This window comes from Micrococcus sp. M4NT (genome assembly GCF_033790745.1).
Classification (GTDB): Bacteria; Actinomycetota; Actinomycetes; order Actinomycetales; family Micrococcaceae; genus Micrococcus.
On sequence record NZ_JAMYEH010000013.1, the window covers coordinates 17,674 to 40,864 of the forward strand.

General features: G+C 69.7%; 20 protein-coding genes. 14 read left to right on the forward strand and 6 right to left on the reverse strand.

The window, feature by feature from the left end:
* Nucleotides 1–88 precede the first annotated feature (88 nt).
* Nucleotides 89–1,174: an inositol-3-phosphate synthase gene (locus tag NJC10_RS10015; RefSeq protein WP_319076331.1), complete on the reverse strand. Its 1,086-nt coding sequence runs from the start codon at nt 1,172–1,174 to the stop codon at nt 89–91.
* A gap of 176 nt (nt 1,175–1,350) precedes the next feature.
* On the opposite strand from NJC10_RS10015, the gene NJC10_RS10020 reads away from it, so the two are divergent.
* Nucleotides 1,351–2,961, forward strand: a complete 1,611-nt coding sequence (locus NJC10_RS10020; RefSeq protein ID WP_319076333.1) for a glycosyltransferase family 87 protein — start codon at nt 1,351–1,353, stop codon at nt 2,959–2,961.
* On the opposite strand, the gene NJC10_RS10025 is transcribed toward NJC10_RS10020, so the two are convergent.
* Entirely contained in the window at nt 2,853–3,182 is a 330-nt protein-coding gene (locus NJC10_RS10025) for a hypothetical protein (RefSeq protein WP_298987812.1), read from the reverse strand. The genes NJC10_RS10020 and NJC10_RS10025 overlap by 109 nt on opposite strands.
* 229 nt (nt 3,183–3,411) lie before the next feature.
* On the opposite strand from NJC10_RS10025, the gene NJC10_RS10030 reads away from it, so the two are divergent.
* From NJC10_RS10030 to rplI, 6 genes are all read left to right on the forward strand, one after another.
* Entirely contained in the window at nt 3,412–4,818 is a 1,407-nt protein-coding gene (locus NJC10_RS10030) for a M18 family aminopeptidase (RefSeq protein WP_319076335.1), read from the forward strand.
* A 468-nt stretch (nt 4,819–5,286) separates the two neighbouring features.
* Nucleotides 5,287–6,252 (forward strand): hypothetical protein, encoded by a 966-nt coding sequence (locus tag NJC10_RS10035; RefSeq protein WP_319076337.1) that lies wholly within the window; start codon nt 5,287–5,289, stop codon nt 6,250–6,252.
* Nucleotides 6,253–6,613: 361 nt separating this feature from the next.
* On the forward strand, nt 6,614–6,919 hold the full coding sequence (gene rpsF / locus NJC10_RS10040; protein ID WP_248116767.1) for a 30S ribosomal protein S6: 306 nt from the start codon (nt 6,614–6,616) through the stop codon (nt 6,917–6,919).
* 58 nt (nt 6,920–6,977) lie between these two features.
* Entirely contained in the window at nt 6,978–7,604 is a 627-nt protein-coding gene (locus NJC10_RS10045; protein WP_298714566.1) for a single-stranded DNA-binding protein, read from the forward strand.
* 205 nt (nt 7,605–7,809) lie between these two features.
* Nucleotides 7,810–8,049 carry a 30S ribosomal protein S18 gene (rpsR, locus tag NJC10_RS10050; protein ID WP_002857788.1) on the forward strand — a complete coding sequence of 80 codons (240 nt, stop codon included), beginning with the start codon at nt 7,810–7,812 and terminating at the stop codon, nt 8,047–8,049.
* Nucleotides 8,050–8,071: 22 nt separating this feature from the next.
* Nucleotides 8,072–8,536 carry a 50S ribosomal protein L9 gene (rplI, locus tag NJC10_RS10055; protein ID WP_248116771.1) on the forward strand — a complete coding sequence of 155 codons (465 nt, stop codon included), beginning with the start codon at nt 8,072–8,074 and terminating at the stop codon, nt 8,534–8,536.
* Between the two features lie 122 nt (nt 8,537–8,658).
* On the opposite strand, the gene NJC10_RS10060 is transcribed toward rplI, so the two are convergent.
* The gene (locus tag NJC10_RS10060; protein ID WP_319076427.1) at nt 8,659–9,849 is read right to left on the reverse strand and encodes a succinylglutamate desuccinylase/aspartoacylase family protein; all 1,191 of its coding nucleotides are present in this window, start codon (nt 9,847–9,849) and stop codon (nt 8,659–8,661) included.
* An 89-nt stretch (nt 9,850–9,938) separates the two neighbouring features.
* Nucleotides 9,939–10,478, reverse strand: coding sequence for an ATP-dependent zinc protease (locus NJC10_RS10065; protein WP_319076350.1), 540 nt, complete (start codon nt 10,476–10,478; stop codon nt 9,939–9,941).
* A 26-nt stretch (nt 10,479–10,504) separates the two neighbouring features.
* Between NJC10_RS10065 and rimK the strand changes: the two genes are divergently transcribed.
* Nucleotides 10,505–11,770, forward strand: coding sequence for a 30S ribosomal protein S6--L-glutamate ligase (gene rimK / locus NJC10_RS10070; protein WP_248116775.1), 1,266 nt, complete (start codon nt 10,505–10,507; stop codon nt 11,768–11,770).
* A gap of 78 nt (nt 11,771–11,848) precedes the next feature.
* Here rimK and NJC10_RS10075 read toward each other — a convergent pair whose 3' ends face one another.
* Nucleotides 11,849–12,289: a thioesterase family protein gene (locus tag NJC10_RS10075; protein ID WP_319076351.1), complete on the reverse strand. Its 441-nt coding sequence runs from the start codon at nt 12,287–12,289 to the stop codon at nt 11,849–11,851.
* A 145-nt stretch (nt 12,290–12,434) separates the two neighbouring features.
* On the opposite strand from NJC10_RS10075, the gene NJC10_RS10080 reads away from it, so the two are divergent.
* The 6 genes from NJC10_RS10080 (at nt 12,435) to NJC10_RS10105 (ending at nt 22,623) form a co-directional block, all read left to right on the forward strand.
* Nucleotides 12,435–13,712: an NADH:flavin oxidoreductase/NADH oxidase family protein gene (locus NJC10_RS10080; RefSeq protein ID WP_319076352.1), complete on the forward strand. Its 1,278-nt coding sequence runs from the start codon at nt 12,435–12,437 to the stop codon at nt 13,710–13,712.
* A 596-nt stretch (nt 13,713–14,308) separates the two neighbouring features.
* Complete coding sequence (gene dnaB, locus NJC10_RS10085; protein WP_298988198.1) at nt 14,309–15,697, forward strand: replicative DNA helicase; 1,389 nt, start codon at nt 14,309–14,311, stop codon at nt 15,695–15,697.
* An 85-nt stretch (nt 15,698–15,782) separates the two neighbouring features.
* A complete protein-coding gene (locus NJC10_RS10090) occupies nt 15,783–16,535 on the forward strand; it encodes a hypothetical protein (protein ID WP_319076355.1) in 753 nt (250 codons plus the stop codon).
* An 83-nt stretch (nt 16,536–16,618) separates the two neighbouring features.
* Nucleotides 16,619–18,091, forward strand: coding sequence for a class I SAM-dependent DNA methyltransferase (locus NJC10_RS10095; RefSeq protein ID WP_319076357.1), 1,473 nt, complete (start codon nt 16,619–16,621; stop codon nt 18,089–18,091).
* The gene (locus tag NJC10_RS10100) at nt 18,091–19,152 is read left to right on the forward strand and encodes a restriction endonuclease subunit S (protein WP_319076358.1); all 1,062 of its coding nucleotides are present in this window, start codon (nt 18,091–18,093) and stop codon (nt 19,150–19,152) included. Before NJC10_RS10095 ends, NJC10_RS10100 begins: the two co-directional genes overlap by 1 nt.
* 54 nt (nt 19,153–19,206) lie before the next feature.
* Nucleotides 19,207–22,623: a DEAD/DEAH box helicase family protein gene (locus tag NJC10_RS10105; protein WP_319076360.1), complete on the forward strand. Its 3,417-nt coding sequence runs from the start codon at nt 19,207–19,209 to the stop codon at nt 22,621–22,623.
* A gap of 6 nt (nt 22,624–22,629) precedes the next feature.
* On the opposite strand, the gene NJC10_RS10110 is transcribed toward NJC10_RS10105, so the two are convergent.
* Nucleotides 22,630–23,139, reverse strand: coding sequence for a hypothetical protein (locus NJC10_RS10110; RefSeq protein WP_319076362.1), 510 nt, complete (start codon nt 23,137–23,139; stop codon nt 22,630–22,632).
* Nucleotides 23,140–23,191 lie beyond the last annotated feature (52 nt).

Sequence of the window (23,191 nt, forward strand, 5' to 3'; positions counted from 1 at the left end):
GGCCTCCCCCAGATGAGCTGGGCGCAGTACTGCCAGGCAACCCGGTGGGTTGCCTGGCAGTACTGCGCCCAGTGCGGCGTGCGGTCCGTCAGCGCTCGATGTCGCCGCGGATGAACGCCTCGACGAGCTCGCGGGCCTCGTCGTCGTTGTGCTGGACCGGCGGGGACTTCATGAAGTACGAGGACGCCGAGAGGATCGGGCCGCCGGTGCCGCGGTCCAGGGCGATCTTCGCGGCGCGCACGGCGTCGATGATCACGCCGGCCGAGTTGGGGGAGTCCCACACCTCGAGCTTGTACTCGAGGCTGACGGGGGCGTCGCCGAAGTTGCGTCCCTCGAGGCGCACGAAGGCCCACTTGCGGTCGTCGAGCCAGGCCACGTAGTCGGAGGGACCGATGTGCACGTCGTCCGCCGCGAGCTTCGCGGTGGTGTTGGAGGTGACGGCCTGCGTCTTGGAGATCTTCTTGGACTCGAGGCGCTCGCGCTCGAGCATGTTCTTGAAGTCCATGTTGCCGCCGACGTTGAGCTGGTACGTGCGGTCCAGGGTCACGCCGCGGTCCTGGAAGAGCTTGGCCATCACGCGGTGGGTGATGGTGGCGCCGATCTGGGACTTGATGTCGTCGCCCACGATCGGCACGCCGGCCGCGGTGAACTTCTCGGCCCACGCGGGGGTGCCGGCGATGAACACGGGCAGGGCGTTGACGAAGGCGACGCCGGCGTCGATCGCGGCCTGCGCGTAGTGCTCGGCCGCCTGCTGCGAGCCCACGGGCAGGTAGCAGACGAGCACGTCCACCTTCGCGTCCTTGAGCGCCTGGGCGACGTCCACGGGCTCCGCGTCCGACTCCTCGATGGTCTCGCGGTAGTACTTGCCGAGGCCGTCCAAGGTGGGGCCGCGCTGCACGGTGACGTCGGCGTGGGGGACGTCGGCGATCTTGATGGTGTTGTTCTCGGAGGCGAGGATCGCCTCGGAGAGGTCCAGGCCCACCTTCTTCGCGTCCACGTCGAACGCGGCCACGAACTCCAGGTCGGAGACGTGGTAGTCCCCGAACTGCACGTGCATCAGGCCGGGCACGGCGTCCGTGGGCGCGGCGTCGCGGTAGTACTTCACGCCCTGGATCAGGGACGTTGCGCAGTTGCCCACGCCGGCGATGGCGACGCGGATGGGGTTCTTGGCCACGGTCAGGTTCTCTCCTCAGCGGATCCGGGATGGATGCTCGGCGCGGCGGGCGCGCACGAGGGGCCCGCGCGGCGGTGCGCGGGCGCACTGTCCCGGGGGAACAGCGCCCCCAGTTTACGACGCACGGGGGCACGGGGGCGCGGCGAGGTGTCCTCCGCGCTTCCTAGGATGGGAGCATGAGCCCGGCCCCGGCGCACGCCGCCACCCCTGACGAGCCGCCCACGCATGCCCTCTCCGGGCCCTCCCGGGAGGCCTCCGAGCAGGGCCGTGGCGCCGCCGCGCGTTCCGCTGAGGGCGCACACGCGGCGGCCTCGGCGGCGCGCATCGGGCGCGGGGCGGGCCGGTTCGCCCTCCCCGGGGGCCTGGCCGCGAACGGCCCCGGCCGGGGGACCGGATCCTGGGCCTCGCCCGCGGCCCTCGCCGGGCTGCTGGTGGCGCTGGCCGCCGTCGTGAGCCTTCTGCAGAAGGCGCCGTGCCTGTTGAACGGCTGGGGCGCGCCCAACGTGTACTACGCCGGGTGCTACTCGGACTGGGCGGCGCTGTACGGCGGGCGGGGGTTCGCGGAGAACGCGTGGGCGCCGTTCGCGGCCGGGTCCACCTTCGAGTACCCCGTGCTGATGTCCCTCGTGGGATCGGTGACCGCGCAGATCACGCAGGGGCTCCCGTTCGGCGCCGAGCAGGGCACGCTCGTGTTCTGGATCGTGAACCTGCTGTTCGTCACGGGGCTGTGGGCCGCCGTCGCCGTGCTGACCGTGCGCACCGCGGGCCGCCGCTGGACGGACGGGCTCATGGTGGCCGTGGCCCCCGGGATCATCCTGGCCGGCACCATCAACTGGGACCTGTGGGCCGTGGCGCTGATGGCGTGGGGCATGTGGGTGTTCTCCCGCGGGCGGCCCGGCTGGGCGGGTGTGCTGTTCGGTCTCGGCGCCGCCACGAAGCTCTACCCGCTGCTCATCCTCGGGCCGCTGCTGATCCTGGCCGTGCGCTCGCGCCGCTGGGCGCCGTTCCTCACGGCGACGGCGGGCACCCTGCTCGCGTGGGCCGCCGTCAACGTGCCCCTCATGGTGGCCAACTTCGACGCGTGGTCCGTGTTCTTCACCTTCTCCGGCGAGCGCGGCCCCGGCCTGTCGAGCGTGTGGCACGCGTGGGACGTCGTCGCCGTCCAGGCCGGGTGGGGGAGGGTGCCGGCGGACTCCCTCTCCCTGTTGGCCTACGGGGCGTTCGCGGTGTGCTGCGCAGCGATCTTCGTGCTCGGCGTGCGCGCGCGGCACACCCCTCGCCTGGGGCAGCTGACGTTCCTCGTGGTGGCCGCGTTCGTGCTGACGAACAAGGTGTACTCGCCGCAGTTCGTGATCTGGCTGATCCCGCTCATGGCGCTGGCCCTGCCGCGCTGGAGGGACTTCTGGGTGTGGCAGACCGTGGAGGCCCTGCACTTCTTCGCCGTGTGGATGTACCTGGCCAAGACCGCCGCCGGCTCCATGCCGCAGCACTCCATGGACGACTCCGTGTACGTGGCCGCGATCCTCGCCCACATGCTCGCCGTCCTCTGGCTCTGCGCCCGCGTGGTGCGGGAGATCCTGCACCCGGAGGAGGACCTGGTGAAGCAGTCCGAGGGCGCCGGTCCCGACGCCGACCCGCTCGCCGGCGCGTTCGGGACACCCGGCGCGGTCGGCACCGGTCAGGCGAAGTCCCAGCGGTGGATCGGGCAGTCGGGGGAGGGCTCGACGACGTCGGCGCCGGTGACGCCGGCACCCGCGCCGCGGCCGTCGGCGGCTCCGGCCGGCTGAGGGCACGCGCACACGGCGCCCGAGGCGGCGGTCGCGGCCTTCATCTGCGCCCGCCAGGCCGCGTTGGGGTCGGTGCCGGGGTCCACGGCGGGGGCGCCGGGGGTGCGGTGTGGGGCGGCGTCCCTGTCCCGGGCGAAGCCCATGCGCACGATCAGCCAGCCGCCCACGGTCCAGGCCACCATGAGGAACACCCCCACGGCCACGGCGGTCAGGATCTCCACGGCGTCTCCTCCTCGCTCGACGACGGCGACGCGCCCAGGCTACGGGGGCGGGGCGCGGGCGTGGGCGTGGCGCGGACGTGGGATGCCGGGTGCCGGGGTGCCGGGGTGCCGGGGTGCCGGGGCGCGGGCCGCGGGCGCGGGCCGCCCGCCGCCGGGCGTCAGGTGCAGGCAGGTGCAGGCAGGTGCCCGGTGCGGGTGCCGCGTCCGGGGTGCGCGGTACGGTCGGGACATGACCACCGTGACCCCGGACACCCCCGCGCTCTCCGCCCACCTGCAGGACCTGGCCGCGTTCGTGCAGGCCTCCCCCTCCAGCTTCCACGCCGCCGCCGAGACCGCCCGCCGGCTCGAGGCCGCGGGCTTCACCCGCCTGGACGAGGCCGCCGACTTCCCGGCCGCCCCCGGCGGGTACGTGGTGGTGCGTGACGGCGCCGTGATCGCCTGGATCGTGCCGGAGGGCGCGGACGGGAGTGTGGACGGGAGTGCGGCTGGACGTGCGGGCCGGGGCGTCGGCGACGTTCCGACGTTCCGCGTGCTCGGTGCCCACACCGACTCCCCCGGCTTCAAGCTCAAGCCGCAGCACATGAGCGTGACGGCTGACGGCTGGGTCCAGGCCGGCGTCGAGGTGTACGGCGGGCCACTGCTGAACTCGTGGCTGGACCGGGAGCTGCGCTTCGCCGGCCGGCTCGTGCTCGCGGACGGCACCCAGGTGCTGGCCGCCACCGGGCCCGTGGGCCGCATCCCCCAGCTGGCCGTCCACCTGGACCGCGACGTGAACTCGGACGGCCTGGCCCTTCAGCGCCAGCGCCACACGCAGCCCATCGTCGCGGCCGTGGGCTCGGCCGCCGGTGGGGACACCGCGTCCGTGCAGCTCGGCGGCAACGTGATCGAGCTGCTCGCGGCCCAGGCGGGCGTGGACGTGGCGGAGGTGCGCGGCGTGGACGTGGTGGTCGCGGACGCACAGGCCCCGGGGGCGTTCGGCGCCAACGGCGAGTTCTTCGCCTCCGGCCGCCTCGACAACCTCTCCTCGGTGCACGCCGGGCTGGCGGCCATGGAGGCCCTGGCCCCCGGTTCAGGCGAGGAGGGCGCCGGGGGCGCGGGCGGCGTCGTCGTGCCGGTGCTGGCGGCCTTCGACCACGAGGAGGTGGGCTCGGCCACGCGCACCGGTGCGGGCGGGCCGCTGCTCGAGGAGGTCATGGACCGCGTGCTGGACGCGCTCGGCGTGAGCGGCCAGGGGAGGGCGCGCTCGCGGGCGGGCTCGTGGCTGCTCTCCGCGGACGCGGGGCACCTCGTCCACCCCAACTACGCCGAGCGCCACGATCCCGTGAACCACCCGCGCGTCAACGCCGGCCCGCTGCTGAAGATCAACGCGAACCAGCGCTACGCCACGGACGCCGAGGGCGAGGCCGCGTTCGCGCGCTGGTGCGCGGCGGCGGGCGTGCCGTTCCAGACGTTCGTCTCGAACAACGACATGCCGTGCGGCTCCACGATCGGCCCCATCTCCGCCACGCGCCTGGGCGTGCGGACGGTGGACGTGGGCATCGGCCTGCTCTCCATGCACTCCGCCCGGGAGATGTGCGGCGCGCAGGACCCCGCGTGGCTGAGCGCGGCGATGCGGGAGTTCTTCCGCGGGGTGTGAGCGGGAGGCGGGTACGGAGTCCTGGGGCGGGGTGTGAGCGGGAGGCGGGTACGGAGTCCTGGGGCGGGGTGTGAGCGGGAGGCGGGGCGCGAGCCGGCGTGGTCCGGGCGAGGTGAGCGCGGGAGGCGGGGCGCGAGCCGGCGTGGTCCGGGCGAGGTGAGCGCGGCGCGGCATCAGCTGGGCGCAGTACTGCCAGGTAACCCCCGGCGTTGCTTGGCAGTACTGCGCCCAGCTAGTGGGCGGCTGGCCGGCGGTGCGTCCAGCCACCCGTACGGCCACCCGTCCAGCGACCCGTAGGGCGGTCCCTTCGGCGGTCCGTTCGGCGGAGCATCCCGCCATCCGATCTGCCGGTGGGGAGACCTGGAGCCCTCGACGTCGGCTCCTGCACCGGCTCCGCGGGCCGGATTCCTGTGCACAGATGGGCCGCGGGCATGCCGGCGAGGCGCTGCGCCGCGCTTCACTGCGGGAGTGAGTGATCCTCTCGACGCCCTGCCCGAGTCCGTGTTCCCCGTCGACCGCGCGGTGACGGCAGGTCTGACGACGAGCCGAGCGCGCCGGAGCGACCTGGAGGCCGCCGGCCGAGGGCTGCGCCGTCGTCGGGGATCCCCACCGGACCCCCTGCAGACCGCGATCGCGCATGCTCGGCGCGACCGCAGCCTGGTCCTCAGTCACAACACCGCTGCCGCCGTGTGGGGGATCTGGCTCCCTCATGGCGGCCAGGTGCGGCCGCACCTCGCACGCGTGCGGCCCGGAGCCCAGCCGCGGGTGAAGGGCGCGCACGGCCACCGGCTGCGCCTGGACCCGGAGCGGCATGTCATCACGCTGGGGCAGGACGACGACGCCTACTCCGTGACGAGTCCGGTCCGCACGTGGGCCGATCTCACCGCGAGCGGTCTGCCCGTGGAGGACCTGGTGGTGGCCGGGGACTCGCTCCTGCGCCGGGCCGACGGCCCCTGCGGCAGCCTGCCGAGTGGATGGAGGCACCCGCTGGCGAGTCGCACGGCGATGTGGCAGGGCGCGGAGGAGTGGCGCGGCCTGCGCCGGTGGAGCGTGATGAGAGAGGTGCTCGAGCGGGTCCGGGAGGGGTCGGACTCCCCGCAGGAGACGCGACTGCGGCTCCGTCTCGTCGAGGCAGGGCTGCCGGAGCCTGAGGTGAATCCCCCGGTGGTGCTCCTGCGCGACGCCCTGGGGCGGGTCCTGCAGTCCACGTCGGTGGACCTGTTCTACGAGCGCGCTCGCCTGGCGATCCAGTACGAGGGGGAGCACCACTTCACCCACGCCGCGCAGTACCGGCGGGACATGCGCCGCGACGAGGAGCTGCGGGATGCGGGCGTCGAGGTGCTGCGGGTGGACAAGGAGGTCTTCGGCCCCGCGGAGTGGCCGCGCTTCGTGGAGCGGGTGGCCCGGCTTCTTCGGCAGCGGGGCCACGCATGAGCAGGAGACGCATGAGATGGGCGCGGTCGGAGCGCTGTCGTCAGGTGCGGGGCAGTCATGAGCGGAGCACCCATCAGCTGGGCGCAGTACTGCCAAGTAACCCCCGGCGTTACCTGGCAGTACTGCGCCCAGCTGATCGGCCCCCAGTTGATTGGTGCCCGGTTGATTGGTGCCCGGTTGATCGGTGCCCGGCGGATCGGTGCCCGGCCGATCGGCCCCCGGCTGATCGGTGCCCGGCACCTGCTAGACTCGATTGGTTCCCTGCGTGCCGCCGAAGAGCGCGGACACCCACGCGGGGACAAGCACAGAACCTCCTGCCACGGAGAGACCGTGGCCGCAAGCCCAGAGGAGGTGGGTTCGCATGCGTGCTTATGAGCTGATGGTGCTGATCGACCCTGAGGTCGACGAGCGCACCGTGGAGCCGACCCTCAAGAAGTACCTTGAGGTCGTCACCAACGCTGGCGGCACCATCGACAATGTCGATGTGTGGGGCCGTCGCAAGACCGCCTACGAGATCCAGAAGAAGTCCGAGGCCATCTACGTGGTCGTCAACTTCCACTCGGAGCCGGCCGCCACCCAGGAGCTGGACCGCCTTCTGAACATCAACGAGACGATCCTGCGCACCAAGATCATCCGTCCCGAGGAGCAGAAGGTCACCGCCGAGTGACCTCGTTCGTCCGGGTGTCCTGACCACCCGCCCGTTCCCGCGAACACCAGGAGTGACCATGGCCGGAGAAACCGTCATCACCGTGGTCGGCAACCTCACCGCCGACCCCGAGCTGCGCTTCACCCCGAACGGTGCGGCGGTCGCGAACTTCACGATCGCGTCCACCCCGCGCACGTTCGACCGTCAGACCAACGAGTGGAAGGACGGGGAGACCCTGTTCCTCCGCGCGTCGATCTGGCGTGAGGCCGCCGAGAACGTGGCCGAGACCCTCACCAAGGGCACTCGCGTGGTCGCCCAGGGCCGCCTCAAGGCGCGCACGTACGACGACCGCGAGGGCAACAAGCGCACCAGCTACGAGCTGGACGTGGACGAGATCGGCCCCTCGCTGAAGTACGCCACGGCCAAGGTCACGCGCTCTCAGCGCGGCGGCGGCGGTGGGTTCGGCGGCGGCCAGCAGGGCGGCGGCTTCGGCGGTCCCCAGCAGGGCGGCTCCGGCTTCGGCGGCAACGCCGGCGGCGGCTCCAACGACGGCGGCTTCGGCGGCGGTCAGCAGAGCGGCGGTCAGCAGGGCGGCGGCTGGGGCGGTCAGCAGGGCGGCGCCAACGCCGCTCCGCAGGACCCCTGGGCCGGCAGCGGCGGCGGCGGAGGATGGGACACCCCCTCCTCCAACGAGCCTCCGTTCTGAGCCGTCCCGCCACGGGACCGAAGGACACCGAGACGACTTCCGTCCGGGCGCACGGCGCCCGGAGGCCCGCCCCCCGGCGGACCACCCCGAGCACCCCGGCACCGCCGGGGCGCCTCTCACGCGGCAGCGGCCCCTCCGGGTCGCCGCGTGATCCCATCCCGCAGAACCGTTCTGCGGGCTCCAGAGAACATTGAGGAGCACCACGATGGCGAAGGCTGAACTCCGCAAGCCCAAACCCAAGTCCAACCCGCTCAAGGCCGCCAAGATCACGGAGATCGACTACAAGGACGTGGCCCTGCTGCGCAAGTTCATCTCGGACCGCGGGAAGATCCGCGCTCGCCGCGTGACCGGCGTGACCGTCCAGGAGCAGCGCAAGATCGCCCAGGCCGTCAAGAACGCCCGTGAGGTGGCCCTGCTGCCCTACGCCGGCGCTGGCCGCGGCTGATCGAGCAGAGGAAGGAAGACAGATGGCAAAGCTCATCCTGACCCAGGAGGTCGCCGGTCTCGGCGCCTCCGGTGACGTGGTCGAGGTCAAGAACGGGTACGCCCGCAACTACCTGCTCCCGCGCGGTGTCGCCACCGTGTGGTCCAAGGGCGGGGAGAAGCAGGTCGAGTCCATGCAGAACGCCCGCGCCGCGCGCGCCGTGGCCAACCTGGAGGACGCGCAGGCCCTGGCCGCCAAGCTCCAGGGCGCCACGGTGAAGCTCGAGCGCACCGCCGGTGAGGGCGGCCGCCTGTTCGGCGCCGTCCAGGCCGCGGACGTGGCCGAGGCCGTCGAGGCCGCCGGCCTCGGCTCCATCGACAAGCGCACCGTGACCCTGCCGGCCCACATCAAGTCCGTGGGCACCCACCAGGCCCACGTGCGCCTGCACGAGGACGTCGTGGCCGTGATCGACCTGCAGGTCGTCGCCGCCAAGGCCTCCAAGAAGTGATCATCCGCTTCTGACCGATCGGCTCGCCGATCACCCCGACGCCGCCCCGGTCCGCTCGCTCGAGCAGGCCGGGGCGTCGTCGTCCCCCCATCCTGACGAGACGCCCGCACCTCCGGACGGTGTCAGCCCTCGTCGTCCTCGGTGGAGCGCCGTGCGGCCTCCGGGTCGCCCTCGGCGACGCGCGAGGGGAGGCGCCGGCCGCCGTCGGGGGTCGGGAACGTGGAGCCGGGCCGGCCGCCGAGCTCGCCGATGTGCACCAGCGCGTCCCCGCGGTGCACGAGCGGGGCCTCGGTGCGGCCGATCACCACGCCGGACAGCTCCGCCTTCACGTCCGAGAGCCGCCGGCCGAACGAGTTGTAGAGCGCGCCGATGCTCTCCCCGGCCCGCACCTGCTGGCCCAGGGTGACCTCGAGGTGCAGCAGGCCGTCGGCGCGGGCCCGCACCCAGCTGGAGTGCCACACGGTCAGGGGCGCGTCCTGCTCGCCGTCCACGACGCTGGCGTGCACGATCTCCGCGTCCTCGCCCATCGCGTCGAGGGCCTCGGGGACGTCGGTGGTGGCGTCGCTGAGGGGCACCACGACGTCGGCCGCCTGGGCCGCGTCCTCGGCCGCCGCCGGGGGCAGGGCCACGCCCACGTCTCCGCCGTCGACCATGCCGAGCGCGGTGAGCACGCGCAGCACGCCGTCCACGCCGGGGGCGATCGCGTACTCGTCGAAGCGCCAGCCCTCGCCGGCCTCGTAGAGGAGCACGCGCGCGCCGGTCTCCCGGGCGGCGGCGCGCAGCGAGCCGTCGCGCAGCTTGGCGTGGAAGAGCACGGGCGCACCGAACGCCTCGGCGAGCTCCCGGGTGCGCCGGTCCTCCAGGTCGCAGCGGATCTGCGGGAGGTTGGAGCGGCGGTCGGCGCCGGTGTGCAGGTCGATCCCCACCTCGCAGCGGCTGATGATCTGCGTCATCATCAGGTGAGCGATCCGGGCCGCGAGCGAGCCGCGGGCCGCGCCGGGGAAGGAGCGGTTCAGGTCCCGGCGGTCCGGGAGGTAGCGGTCCCCGGCCATCACGCCCAGCACGTTGACGATCGGCACGGCCAGCAGCGTGCCGCGCATCCGGCCGGGGGAGAGGCGCTGCAGCACGCGGCGGATGACCTCGATGCCCACCACCTCGTCCCCGTGGATCGCGGCGGACACCCACACCGTGGGGCCGTCGTGCCGGCCGTGGAGCACGTGCACGGGAAGGGTGACCTCGGCGCCGGTGACCAGGCGGGAGATCGGCAGGGAGACCTCGCGGCGGTGCCCGGGGCGCACCTCCACCTCGCCCAGGCGGAAGGACTCGCGGGTGCGCCGCCGGCCGCGTGGGGCCCGGGTGGGCTCCGCGAGGGGCGCGTCGCCGTCGTGGCGGCCGGGTGCGCTCACAGCGCGCCCCGGTTGCGGCGGCGCACGCCGCGCGGCGGCTGGCCGCCCAGGTAGGAGGCGGCCGGGTCCACCAGGAGCCCGGCGGCGGCGAGGGTGGTGCGGCCCACGAGCATGCGGAAGCCCATCTCGTCGCGGTGGGTCAGCGTGACCTCGGCCTGCACGGTGCGGCCCAGGAGCGTGAGCGGCATGACGACGACGATGCGGTCCTGGACGTTCCCGTTCGAGGAGCGGACGGCGCGCACGTCGGCGATCGGCATCTCGACCACCCGTGCGTCCGCGGCGGAGGTCTGCCACGGGTGCACCTCGAAGCGGACCCAGTCGCCGCCCTCGCGCTCGAACCGGCGGATGCCGAAGGCGTGCAGCGCGGAGGTGCGGGCGCCGGTGTCGATCTTCGCCTTGATCCATGGCGTCTGTGCCCCGGGCAGGCCCACCCACTCACGCCAGCCGACGCGGGCGCCGGGGGCGTCTGCGCCGCCGTCGTGACCGGTGTGGACACCTGCGGGGATGGACACCTGCGTGTGCTTAGATTCGGTCACGTGACCCATCTTCGCAGGAACACCCGATGAAGCTCGCGATCCTCTCCCGTTCCCCGCGCGCCTACTCCACCCAGCGCCTCAAGTCCGCCGCCCTCGAGCGCGGCCATGACGTGAAGGTGCTGGACACGCTGCGCTTCGGCATCGACCTCTCCACGGAGGAGCCGGACCTGACCTTCCGTGGCCGTCCCCTCTCCTCCTACGACGCCGTGCTGCCGCGCATCGGCAACTCGGTCACCTACTTCGGCACCGCCGTCGTGCGCCAGTTCGAGCAGATGGACGTCTACACGCCCAACACGGCCGCCGGCATCATGAACTCGCGGGACAAGCTGCGTGCCACGCAGATCCTCTCCCGCCACCAGATCGCCATGCCGGCCACGGTGTTCGTGCGCAACCGTGGCGAGGTGTCGTCCGCGATCGACATGGTGGGCGGCGCCCCCGTGGTCATCAAGCTGCTCGAGGGCACGCAGGGCATCGGCGTGATCCTGGCCCCCACGAAGAAGGTGGCCGAGGCGATCATCGAGACGCTCCACGGCACGAACCAGCAGGTGCTCATCCAGCGGTTCGTGGAGGAGTCCAAGGGCAAGGACATCCGCGCGCTCGTGGTGGGGGACCGCGTGGTGGCGGCCATGCGCCGCAGCGCCCAGGGGGACGAGTTCCGCTCCAACGTGCACCGCGGGGGATCCGTGGAGCGCGTGGAGCTCACGCCCGAGTACGAGGAGACCGCCCTGCGCGCCGCCCACATCATGGGTCTGCGCGTGGCCGGCGTGGACATGCTCGAGGGCACGGACGGGCCACTGGTCATGGAGGTCAACTCCTCGCCCGGCCTGCAGGGCATCGAGGCGGCCACCGAGCTGGACGTGGCGGGCGCGATCGTGGACTACATCGCGGACCAGGCCGGCTTCCCGGACATCGACGTGCGCCAGCGCCTCTCCGTCTCCCGCGGCTACGGGGTGGCCGAGGTCGCGGTGCACGCGGGCTCGGAGATGGTGGGCGAGAGCATCGAGGACTCGGGGCTGCTGGCCAAGGACGTCCAGGTGCTCACGCTGCACCGCGGCACGTCCGTGTTCCCCAACCCCGCCGACTCCAAGGTGCTCGAGGAGGGCGACCGCCTGCTGTGCTTCGGCAAGCTGGAGAACATGCGCTCGCTCATCCCGGCGCGCTCGCGGCGCCCGAAGAAGGTGCGGAAGCTGCCGGAGAACCCCATCCTCGAGCCCGTGGCCGAGGAGGCGGCCGCCGCGCCGGCCGCGCCCGCGCTGTCCGCCACGGATCCGGGCACCGGCTCGGACGCCTGAGGGCCCTCCCGGGCACGACGACGGCGCCGCACCGTCCGGGAGCAGTTCACGCCCGGACGATGCGGCGCCGTCGTCCCGTCAGAGGTCCTGCGCGGCGCTCACCCCGGGGCGGTGCACCGCCTCGAAGGCCTCCCGCAGGGTCGGGGACAGCGGCGCGGTGGCGCTCATGTCCGCGGTGAGATGCACCATCAGGGCCTCGGCGGTCACGGCCACGGCGCCGTCCTGGATGAGCGCGTGCTGCAGCACGAACGAGGTGGTGCCGATCCGCGAGACCCAGACCCGGGCCGTCAGCGCGGGGGCGTACTGCACGGGGCGCAGGTACTCGAGGTGGAGCGTTCGGACCACGAGCGCGCCGCTGCCCGGCGTGAAGGGGTCGGCCCAATCGGCCAGCGCGCGCACCCGGGCCTCCTCCGCCAGCGTGACCAGCCGTCCGTTGTTCACGTGGCCGTAGGCGTCCTGGTCCGACCAGCGCAGCTGCAGCTCCGTCTCGAAGGGGGCGGGATCGTGGGCTGTGCTCATGCGCGGCACTCCTGAGGGTCGGCGGGCGCCCGGACGGGCGGGTCGTCAGGGGCGACGCTACGCCGAGTGTGAGAGGAACGCCCGGGCCGGCCGACGCCGTCGTCGCCGGGTGCCCGGTGCGGGTGCCGCGTGCCAGGGTGGGGGCATGACCGACGCGACCCCTGCCCCCACTCCCGACTCCGCTCCCACGACTGATCCCCGCGCCGCCGGCGCCCGCCTCGGCGCCCCGCTGACCCTGCCGAGCGGGGCCGTGCTGAAGAACCGCATCGCCAAGTCCGCCATGAGCGAGGCGCTCGCGGGCAAGGACCTCGCCCCCACCGTGGCCCACGAGCGGGTCTACGGGCGCTGGGCGCGCGGCGGCGCGGGCCTGCTGATCACGGGCAACGTGATGGTGGACGCGCACGCCCTGGGCGAGCCAGGCAACGTGGCGGTGGAGGACGGCCGGCACGCGGCCGCACTGCACCGCTGGGCCGAGGCCGGCACTCAGGGCGGCGCGCACCTGTGGATGCAGCTCAACCATCCCGGCCGGCAGGCGCCGAAGTCCGTGATGCGCACGCCCGCCGCCCCGAGCGCGGTGCCCCTCGGCGGCTCCGCGGGCCGCTTCTTCGGCATGCCCCGCGCCCTGGAGACGCAGGAGGTGCGCGGGATCGTGGAGCGGTTCGCCGTCACGGCCGCCCACGCCCGGGCCGCGGGCTTCACCGGCGTGCAGATCCACGGTGCGCACGGCTACCTCGTCAACCAGTTCCTCTCGCCCGAGGCCAACCGCCGCACGGACCGCTACGGCGGGGACTTCGAGGGGCGCATGCGCTTCCTCGTGGAGATCTACGCCGCGCTGCGCGAGGAGCTCGGGGATGCCTTCCCGATCGGCCTCAAGCTCAACTCCTCTGACTTCTCCGAGGGCGGCCTCACCGAGGAGGACTCGCGGCGGGTGGCCCAGCGCATGGGCGAGCTGGGCCTGGACCTCCTCGAGGTCTCCGGCGGCTCCTACACCAGCCCCGCCATGATGGGCGGGAACAACGACGGCGGCACGTACTTCGAGCGGTACGCCCGCCGCCTGCGGGACGTCACCGACGTCCCCGTCATGCTGACCGGCGGATTCCGCTCCGCGGCGACGATGGCGGCGGCGCTCGCGGACGGGGTGACCGACGTCGTTGGCCTGGCCCGGCCGTTCGTGATCGAGCCGGAACTGGCCGCCCGGGCGATCGCGGGGCAGGAGATCGAGGTGGAGCTGCCGCGCGTGAAGACCGGCCTCGCCGCCGTGGACTCCAAGCTCGGGCCGGCACTGGCCCTGCCCTGGTACGAGCTGCAGCTGGCCCGGCTGGGGAAGGGGCTCGAGCCGCAGGATCGGATGAGCGCCGTCGCACCGCTGGTCCACATGGTGCGGCAGCACGGCCCGGCGGCGCTCAGCCCGCGGCGGGGGTGAGGCCGCGGCGCCGCAGTGCCTCCGGGTTAACAGGAGGTGTCAAGCTGGCTCTCCCCAGGTCAGGCGGGTTTGTCCACAGCGTTTGTCCACAGATGTGGACGGTGTGGATGGAATGCGGGCCAACCCCCGTTGCCAGAGGGGAGAGACGGGGGCAAGGGGGGCCTGTGTCAAGTCGACACCGCGCTCTCCAGGAGCGGAAGAATTTTCTTCTCCACAGTCGTGGGGATAGAAAAACGCCAGGTCAGGCGCCGATTCTGGGAGGCGTCACAGGGCTGTCCACAGCGCCGTCCCCAGGGCGTCCACACGACACGCCGCAGAATCCACCCGTTGTCCACAGTGCCTGTGGACAACGTGCTTGCCCGGCCCCCTGACCGCGCGTAGTGTCCCGAAGTATCCCCAACGCGAGAGCGGGTATTGGCCCCAGGCCCTCGAGCCAGGCGCGCATCCGCTTGCATGATCGTCGCGGCCGGGGGCCGCCGCATCCGCCTCTCGCAGGTGGGTGCGGCGGTTCACCGTGGGGACCAGCAGGATCAGGGGCCGGCGCGCGCCGGCCATGGGGGCCGCCGTCGTGGGGGCCGGGGAAGGGAGTCTCCGCAGTGACGGACAACTACGGAGACTCGGGCTCCTACGACGGCGGCCGTTCCACCGAGCGGTTCCTCCCGCCCCAGGACCTGGAGGCGGAGCGCTCGGTGCTGGGCGGCATGATGCTCTCCAAGGACGCGATCGCGGACGTGGTGGAGCTGCTGCGCGGCCATGACTTCTACCGCCCCAGCCACGAGATGATCTATGAGGCGATCATCGACCTCTACGGCCGCGGCGAGCCCGCCGACGCCGTCACCGTGGCGGACCTGCTGAACAAGCGCCAGGAGCTGAGCCGCGTGGGCGGCCCCGCCGTGCTCCACGAGCTCATCCAGTCCGTCCCGACGGCGGCCAACGCCAACTTCTACGCGGCGATCGTGGCCGAGAAGGCCATCCTGCGGCGCCTGGTGGGCGCCGGCACCAAGATCACGCAGCTGGGATACCAGGGCGACGGCGAGGTCGAGGAGATCGTCAACGAGGCCCAGTCCGAGATCTACAAGGTGGCGGAGAACCGCCAGTCCGAGGACTACGTCCAGCTCTCCGAGATCATGGAGCACGCGGTCGACGAGATCGAGGCCGCGGGCAACCAGGGCGAGGGCATGACCGGCGTGCCCACGGACTTCTACGACTTCGACGAGCTGACGCAGGGCCTGCACGGCGGGCAGATGATCGTGATCGCGGCGCGCCCCGCCGTCGGCAAGTCCACGCTCGCGCTGGACTTCGCGCGGGCCGCGGCGATCCACCACAACATGGCCACCGTGTTCTTCAGCCTCGAGATGGGGAAGAACGAGATCGCGATGCGCCTGCTGAGCGCCGAGGCGACGATCGCTCTGCAGGACCTGCGCAAGGGCACCATCCGGGACGACCAGTGGTCCAAGATCGCGGCGACGGTGGGGCGGCTGAACGAGGCACCGTTCTTCATCGACGACTCCCCGAACATGACCATGATGGAGATCCGCGCGAAGTGCCGCCGGCTCAAGCAGCGCAACAACCTCAAGATGGTGGTGCTGGACTACCTGCAGCTCATGAGCTCGGGCAAGAAGGTGGAGAGCCGCCAGCAGGAGGTGGCCGAGTTCTCGCGCGCCCTGAAGCTGCTGGCCAAGGAGCTGGACGTGCCGGTGATCGCGTTGAGCCAGTTGAACCGTGGGTCCGAGCAGCGCACGGACAAGCGGCCGCAGGTGTCCGACCTGCGCGAGTCCGGCTCGATCGAGCAGGACGCGGACATGGTGATCCTGCTCCACCGCGAGGACGTGTACGACAAGGAGTCCCCGCGCGCCGGCGAGGCGGACCTGATCGTGGCCAAGCACCGCAACGGCCCCACGAAGACCATTGTGGTGGGGTTCCAGGGGCACTACAGTCGCTTCAGCAACCTCGCACAGGATGGTGGGGGCGGGGGAGGATTCTGAATCCTTGCGAAATCGTTGGTCATGATAGGCATGCCCGACTCTGATTGTTTCTCATTTTGCCATTTTTCAATGGACGGGGTGCCTTGTGTTTGAATTTTTCATACTCTTGAATAGCGATGCCCAGGCCTCCGTCAGTAATGGCCTGGGGAAGAGTTTTCTAGAGTACTTTTCGGATTTTAAGAATTTGATCCCTCTAGTGACTGCCCTGGCTACTACGCTTGGGGTTTCAAAACTGATGGGGAAGTGGCTCGGTAGGCGAATTGCACCAAGGGATGAAAGGCTGCTAGCCGCGTTCGCCGGTATTGAAAAATTCGAAGAAAATTGCGAAAAGACTAATAATGTATCAAGCAGATTCATCAGCAATTCAATTTACGAACCCTTGGGGGCGAAGATTGAGGCGGCGCTACTCGAGCTGAGGTTCGATGCTTACAGAAACCTGGCAAGGGTGACATTCTCGATCTACTGGCGGTATAGTCTGCTGGCGAAAATTGGTAGAATGTTTTTAGTGATCGCTATTGGGCTGCTTCCTATTGCGTATTCTTTGAGCCCACTAGTGTCGGTGAATCCTTCTGGTGGACCATATTACCTGTGGGTGCTATTGACGGCTTCGCTCTTCTTCCTCGTGTGGGTTGGTTTTGAGACCGCGGTTAGGGTCATTTGGATAGACTTGCAAGTTACAAATTATTCGGATCCTCGAATCGGGGTAAGGAGAGTCAGAGCAAGCCGAGAGGTGCTCCTGGCGTTTGCTCGTCAAAGATCTCACTTGGGGGATTTGAAACGAGAGCGAAAAGCTGCAATAGAGGGAGTGGGTGACGCGCGGAAGCGCCTAAAAAGATGAATAAAATGCCGCATAAAACCACACAATGGCCTTTTGTGAATGATCGCCTTTCGCGGCGCTGGCGATGAGCGTATAGTTCGACGGTGATCATCGGAGCCCTCAAGAACCAAGTCGACCGCGTCTGGGACGCCTTCTGGACGGGTGGCATCAGTAACCCGCTGGAGGTGATCGAGCAGATCACCTACCTGCTGTTCCTCCGCCGGCTGGACGACGCCCAGACGCAGGCCGAGAACAAGGCCCGCCGCACCGGCATGCCGATCGTCAATCCCGTCTTTGACCCTGACCACCAGCATTTGCGGTGGCAGCAGCTGAAGAACGAGTCCTCGGAAACCATGTTCACGCGCATGGACCGCGAGGTATTCCCGTTCCTGCGACAGCTCGGGCAGCAGGTGGGTGGGGAGGGCGCCACCTACGCGCACCACATGAGGGATGCCCGGTTCACCATCCCCAACGCCCGCATGCTCTCCACTGCGGTGGATCTGATCGACCAACTGCCTCTCACGGATCAGGACACCACGGGTGACCTCTACGAGTACCTGCTCTCCAAGATCGCCTCGGCGGGCGTGAATGGGCAGTTCCGCACTCCGCGGCACATCATCGACCTCATGGTGCGGATGACGGCGCCCACGCCTGACGACGTCATCGTCGACCCGGCGTGCGGGACTGCCGGGTTCCTCGTGGGGGCAGTCGAGTACCTGCGTGAAGCTCAGCCGGACATGTTCTTCGACATGAACGCGCGCGTGCACTTCAACCGCGGCATGTTCCACGGGTACGACTTCGACCACACCATGCTGCGCATCGCCAGCATGAACATGCTGATGCACGGCGTGGAGGCGCCGGACATCGCCTACCGCGATTCCCTGGCCCAGGGCGCCAGCGACGGCGACGCTGGCATGTACAGCCTGATCCTCGCCAATCCGCCGTTCGCGGGGTCCCTCGATGCCGAGGGGGTGAGTTCTGACCTGCAGCGCGTGGTGAAGACGAAGAAGACGGAGCTGCTCTTTCTGGCCTTGTTCCTACGGTTGCTCCAGCCCGGTGGCCGGGCGGCCGTGATCGTGCCGGACGGAGTGCTCTTCGGTTCCACCAAGGCTCACAAGGACCTCCGGAAGATACTCGTGGAGGAGCAGCAGCTGGAGGCCGTCGTGAAGCTGCCGTCCGGGGTGTTCAAGCCCTACGCCGGCGTCTCGACGGCGATCCTCTTCTTCCGCCGCACCGACTCCGGCGGCACGGAGACCGTGTGGTTCTACGATGTGCGTGCGGATGGCTACTCCCTGGACGACAAGCGGACTCCGACCGAAGCTGATGACCTTCCCGATGTGCTCAGGCGCTGGGAGGACCTCGGTGCCGAGACTGACCGTCCTCGCACGGCGCAGTCCTTTCTGGTGCCCAAGAAGGAGATCGCCGACCAGGGCTACGACCTCTCGATCAACCGGTACAAAGAAATCGAGGTCGAGGAGGTCGAGCACCGCAGTCCACAGGAGATCCTGGCGGACCTCGAGCAGTTCGACGCTGAGATCTCGGCCGGAACGGCCGAGTTGAAGGTGATGCTGCAGTGATGACCGTAGGCGACCTGCTTGTTGAAGTGTCGAAGCGTCTTGAGGGGGTGCTGGACGCGCCGGTCCTAACGCTGACAGAGAAAAACGGATTCATGCTTCAGAGTGATCGTTTTAAAAAGCGACTCGCCACTGAGAATATTGAGAATTATAAGATTGTCGAGCCTGGCACTTTCGCGTTCAATCCCTATCTTCTATGGGCGGGTGCCTTGGCGATGAACACTCTTGGTTTCAGTGGCGTGGCCAGCCCTCTCTATCCCACGTTCAGGGCGCGAGAAGGGGTGGATGAAAAATACCTCTATAGACTTCTCTCCTCGCCTGTCATGCTGAGCCATTATGATTCGGTTGCTTTCGGAAGTGTGCCGCGGCGGCGCCGGACCTCTGTAAAAGATTTTCTGAGGCTGTCTGTGCCTCAGCCGCCGGCTCTCGTGGAGCAACGGCGAATCGCTGAGATCCTGGACCGGGCCGATGCTCAGCGTTCGCTCCGGCGCGCGCACCTGGATTCGTTGGATGCTCTCGAATTCTCTGTGTGGTTGGACGTCAGTAACCGCCCTGGTGGTTCTGTTGTTCCGCTGGGCGAATTCGTGCGATGGCGGAGCGGGAACTTCCTTCCGGCTGCGGCGAGAAGCGGTGGGGACGTCCCCGTGCACGGGGCTAACGGAGTCATCGGCTACACCGATGAGGCCATGGTCAGCGCTCCGACGCTCGTCGTCGGTCGTGTCGGTGCATGCGGTGCCGTGCATGCCACAAGTGGTCCTGCGTGGGTCACGGATAACGCCTTGATTGCATCTTTTGACGAAAGCATCGTTTCCATGGCCGTGCTCGCCGCTGCATTGCGGCAGGCAGATCTTTCGCAGTACGCGGTCCGGTCGAGTCAGCCTTCCATCAGTGGAAAGCGGATCGCTCACGTCCCCATTTCTATTCCGTCGCGCGATGTGCAGCGTGAGTTCGCAGCCGCCGTCGCGAAGATCGAAGCGCAGAGGGCACGTGTCGAGCGGGCGCTGGCACTGGAGGACGAGCTCTTCGCGTCCTTGCAGTACCGGGCGTTCCGCGGGGAGCTGTGAATCCGGCAGGATGACAGGGGGTGGTTCAGTGTTGAGCCGCCGGAGAGGGTGCTGATGGCAGGCAACATGGACTGGGTGGAGCGTGCGCTCCCGGCCGCGTATGAGGATGCTGCGCAGGCCGAGGGGTACCTGCGCACCGACCCGCGCGCGGCCGGGTTCTACGCCCGCCGCTGCGTCGAGCGAGTCGTTGAGTTCGTCTATGGCACCCGCGGCCTCGCCGACCCCTACAAGACCGACCTCTCCGGCCTCATCAATGCTGATGAGTTCACGGCCCTGGCCGGTCGGCCTATCGTGGACAAGCTCAACTTCCTTCGGAAGGCGGGCAACAACGCCGTCCACAAGGACGTCACGCTAGATGCCCACGCCGCCCTCACGATCCTGCGCGAGCTCTTCCACGTGCTCGTCTGGGCCGCATTCCATCAAGGCCCCCACCCGGAGGCGGTTCCCACCGGAGTCCAGTTCGACCCGGCCCTGGCGCCCCAGAAGGCCGCCATGAGCGTGGAACAGCTCGACGCCGTGATCGCCCGGCTGAAGAAGCAGGACGAGGACAACGCCCGGCTCCGCGAGCAGAACGAGCAGCAGGCCGCCACATATGAGGCCGATATCCAGGCCCTACGCGAGCAGATCGCCGCCGCCCAGGCCGCCGCCACCACCAGCGAGCTTCCCGACCTCCACGACTACGACTACGCCGAGGCAGAGACCCGCTCCCTCTTCATCGACTTCCTGCTCGCCGAGTCCGGGTGGCCCCTCGACCAGGCTCGCGACCGCGAATACCCCGTCACCGGGCTGCCCACCCCCGGCGGCACCGGGCGCGTCGACTACGTCCTGTGGGGCGCCGACGGCCTGCCGCTGGCCGTGGTGGAGGCCAAGCGCACCACCAAGAGCGCCCTCGAAGGCCAGGAACAGGCCCGCCGCTACGCCGACGCTCTCCAGGCGCAGTTCGGCCGCCGCCCGCTGATCTTCTACACCAACGGCTACGACCACTGGTTCTGGGACGACACCGCCTTCGGCGCGGCCGGCGGCTACCCGCCCCGCGAAGTGGAGGGCTTCTTCACCGCCGACGAGCTCGAACGGCTCATCCAGCGTCGCACCACGCGGCAGGACCTCACGGACGTGCCGGTCAATGCGGACATCGCCGGACGGCCCTACCAGCTCGAGGCGATCTCGGCCGTCGGGCAGGCCCTCGCCGCCCGTCAGCGCGACGCCCTGCTGGTCATGGCGACCGGCACCGGAAAGACCCGCACCGCCATCGCCCTCGTGGAACAGCTGATCCGGGGCAACTGGGTCAAGCGGGTCCTGTTCCTCGCGGACCGGACCGCCCTGGTGCGCCAGGCCAAGCGGGCGTTCGCCGCGAACCTGCCGGGCACCGCCGTCGTGAACCTGCAGGAGGAGAAGCATGGGGAGGGGCGGGTCTACACCGCCACCTACCCGACCATGCTCAATCTGCTGGAGCGCGACGGGCAGGACGGCGGGACGCGGAGGTTCGGCGCCGGGTACTTCGACCTCGTCATCATCGACGAGGCCCACCGCTCGGTGTACCAGAAGTACGGCGCGATCTTCGACTGGTTCGACTCCCTGCTCCTGGGGCTCACCGCCACGCCCAAGGACGAGGTGGACCACAATACCTACCGGCTGTTCCACCTCGAGGACGGGGTGCCCACCTTCGCCTTCAACCTCGAGGAGGCCGTGGAGCAGGGGTACCTCGTGCCGCCGGTCGGCGTGTCTGCGGGAACAGAGTTCCTGCGCCAGGGGATCCGCTACGCCGATCTCTCCGAGGACGAGAAGGCCGCATGGGACGCCCTGGACTGGGGTGAGGACGGGCCTCTCGACAGCGTGGACTCTGAGCAGGTCAACCGGTTCCTCTTCAACGAGGACACCGTGGACAAGGTCCTCGAGCTGCTCATGGAGCGCGGCCAGAAGGTGGCCGGCGGAGACCGCCTCGGCAAGACCATCGTGTTCGCGAAGAACCAGAACCACGCCGACTTCATCGAGCGTCGATTCAACATGCTGTTCCCCGAGCTCGGCGGGGCGTTCGCCCGGGTAATCACCAGCAAGACCGCATTCAACGAGGCGCTGCTGGACGACTTCTCCGACCCGGACAAGGCTCCGCACATCGCCATCAGCGTGGACATGCTGGACACCGGCGTGGACATCCCCGAGGCGGTGAACCTCGTGCTGTTCAAAGTGGTCCACTCGAAGACCAAGTTCTGGCAGATGATCGGGCGCGGCACCCGCCTGCGCCCCGACCTGTTCGGCCCCGGCCAGGACAAGAAGAACTTCACCGTGTTCGACTTCGGCGAGAACCTCGCCTACTTCAACCAGGATCTCCCCGAGCCGGGATCCGCCGCGCAGATGTCCCTCACCCAGCGGCTTTTCGAGACGCGGGCCGGCATCGTCGCAACCCTGGACGCCCAGGCGGGCGAGGGCGCCGGCGACGGGGTGCGCCAGGCCCACGCGACCTGGCTGCACGCCTACGTGGCTGGCATGCCCCTGGAGAACCTGCTGGTGCGCAAGAAGCGCCGCCATGTGGAGCGGTGGTCTAAGTCCGAGGCCTGGGAGAAGGTGGGGCCGGAAGACGTCAACGAACTGGCCGACCACGTAGCCGGACTGCCGTCCACCCTGAAGGACCCGGACGAGGCAGCCAAGCGCTTCGACCTGGTGGCGCTGCGCTGGCAGCTCGCCACCCTGGAAGGCGATCTCGCCCTGGCCGAGCGCTGCCGCGGGTCCATCCAGGAGGTGGCTGGCGCGCTGCTGAGCCAGCTGACCATCCCCGCCGTAAAGGTGGAGGAGTCGCTGCTGAGGTCTGTCTCTGAGGATCTGTGGTGGGAGGGTGCCGACGTGGCGGACGTCGAGGCGCTGCGCGAGAGCCTCCGCGGCCTGGTGGTGTTCCTGCCGAGGCGGAGCTCCTCACCCGTGTACACGGACTTCGTGGACACCCTGGTCGAAGCCACCGAGGTGGACGTGGTCCCTGCGCGGCCTGGCATGAACTGGGAGCGCTACCGCGAGAAGGCCACGGCGTTCCTGCGGGCCGAGCACGAGACCCTGGCGCTGCGGAAGCTACGTGGAAATCACCCGCTGACCGCGACGGACCTGGAGGAACTCGGGCGGATACTCGTGGAGGCTGGCGGGTCGGAGAGGCCTGAGCTGGACTGGGTGCGCGAGCGCGCCGGCGCTGACCTGGGTGTCTTCGCGCGGAACCTGGTGGGATTGGAGCGCAGTGCCGCGGAGGAGGCGTTGGCGGCCTTCCTGGACGAGGGGCGCTGGAACACCCGGCAGATCCGCTTCACCCGCATGCTCGTGGACGACCTGGTGCACAACGGCGTGGTGGACCCGGGGCGGCTGTACGAGGACCCCTACCTCGCCTTGGGCGGTGTGGACGCCGTGTACCCGGGCGAGGCCGCCGATGGCGTGGTGGCCGTGCTGGCCGATGTGCGGAAGCGGGCCGAGGTGGAAGTGGGGAGCGCGGCATGACGGAGATTATTTCCTGACGGCCCGTTGGGCTATCTGCGGGAGCAACTGACCGACCTGTTTGAGCCCATCTGTTCCGGCGACGGCAGTGATAGCGACCGCGCCTGCCGCGCCGATCGCAATGCCCGTGGTGGCGATGATTGCCCGCATTCGCTCCTGGGTCAATCCGGTGAGGAAATGGCGATTCTCCGAGTCTTTCTCATTGGCGCGCTCGATAAGCTCGTCCACCATTGCCATGAGATGGTCCCGGTCCTCCCGGGTTAGGTGTGGCTTTGCCAGCTCTCTTTCGATCACCTCCATCTTCTTTTTCAGAAGCCAATCGTGTGTGCGTCGGCTGTCCTCGTTCGCCTCCAGGGTTTCCGTGGAGGCTGCCCGCACTGCTTTCAGTGCTTCGCGCACCGTGGCAGGGAAGTCCAAGGCGTTCTCAAGGCGAAGGCGCCACTCTCGGGGGTCGATGAATCGCTGGGACTTCTCCTCGTCCTGGGTGTTGGGGTTCTGATCGCTGCCGGGTGCTGTCATGTCATAAGCATGCCGCAGACGTGCCTCCGCAACGGATGCCACGGGCACCCCT

What these genes read in the sequence shown, in the direction of transcription:
- NJC10_RS10020 (WP_319076333.1), top strand. Translation starts at nt 1,351, where the DNA reads ATGAGCCCGGCCCCGGCGCACGCCGCCACCCCTGACGAGCCGCCCACG.
- NJC10_RS10030 (WP_319076335.1), top strand. Translation starts at nt 3,412, where the DNA reads ATGACCACCGTGACCCCGGACACCCCCGCGCTCTCCGCCCACCTGCAG.
- rpsF (WP_248116767.1), top strand. Translation starts at nt 6,614, where the DNA reads ATGCGTGCTTATGAGCTGATGGTGCTGATCGACCCTGAGGTCGACGAG.
- NJC10_RS10045 (WP_298714566.1), top strand. Translation starts at nt 6,978, where the DNA reads ATGGCCGGAGAAACCGTCATCACCGTGGTCGGCAACCTCACCGCCGAC.
- rpsR (WP_002857788.1), top strand. Translation starts at nt 7,810, where the DNA reads ATGGCGAAGGCTGAACTCCGCAAGCCCAAACCCAAGTCCAACCCGCTC.
- rplI (WP_248116771.1), top strand. Translation starts at nt 8,072, where the DNA reads ATGGCAAAGCTCATCCTGACCCAGGAGGTCGCCGGTCTCGGCGCCTCC.
- rimK (WP_248116775.1), top strand. Translation starts at nt 10,505, where the DNA reads ATGAAGCTCGCGATCCTCTCCCGTTCCCCGCGCGCCTACTCCACCCAG.
- NJC10_RS10075 (WP_319076351.1), bottom strand. Translation starts at nt 12,289, where the DNA reads ATGAGCACAGCCCACGATCCCGCCCCCTTCGAGACGGAGCTGCAGCTG.
- NJC10_RS10080 (WP_319076352.1), top strand. Translation starts at nt 12,435, where the DNA reads ATGACCGACGCGACCCCTGCCCCCACTCCCGACTCCGCTCCCACGACT.
- NJC10_RS10100 (WP_319076358.1), top strand. Translation starts at nt 18,091, where the DNA reads ATGACCGTAGGCGACCTGCTTGTTGAAGTGTCGAAGCGTCTTGAGGGG.
- NJC10_RS10105 (WP_319076360.1), top strand. Translation starts at nt 19,207, where the DNA reads ATGGCAGGCAACATGGACTGGGTGGAGCGTGCGCTCCCGGCCGCGTAT.
- NJC10_RS10110 (WP_319076362.1), bottom strand. Translation starts at nt 23,139, where the DNA reads ATGACAGCACCCGGCAGCGATCAGAACCCCAACACCCAGGACGAGGAG.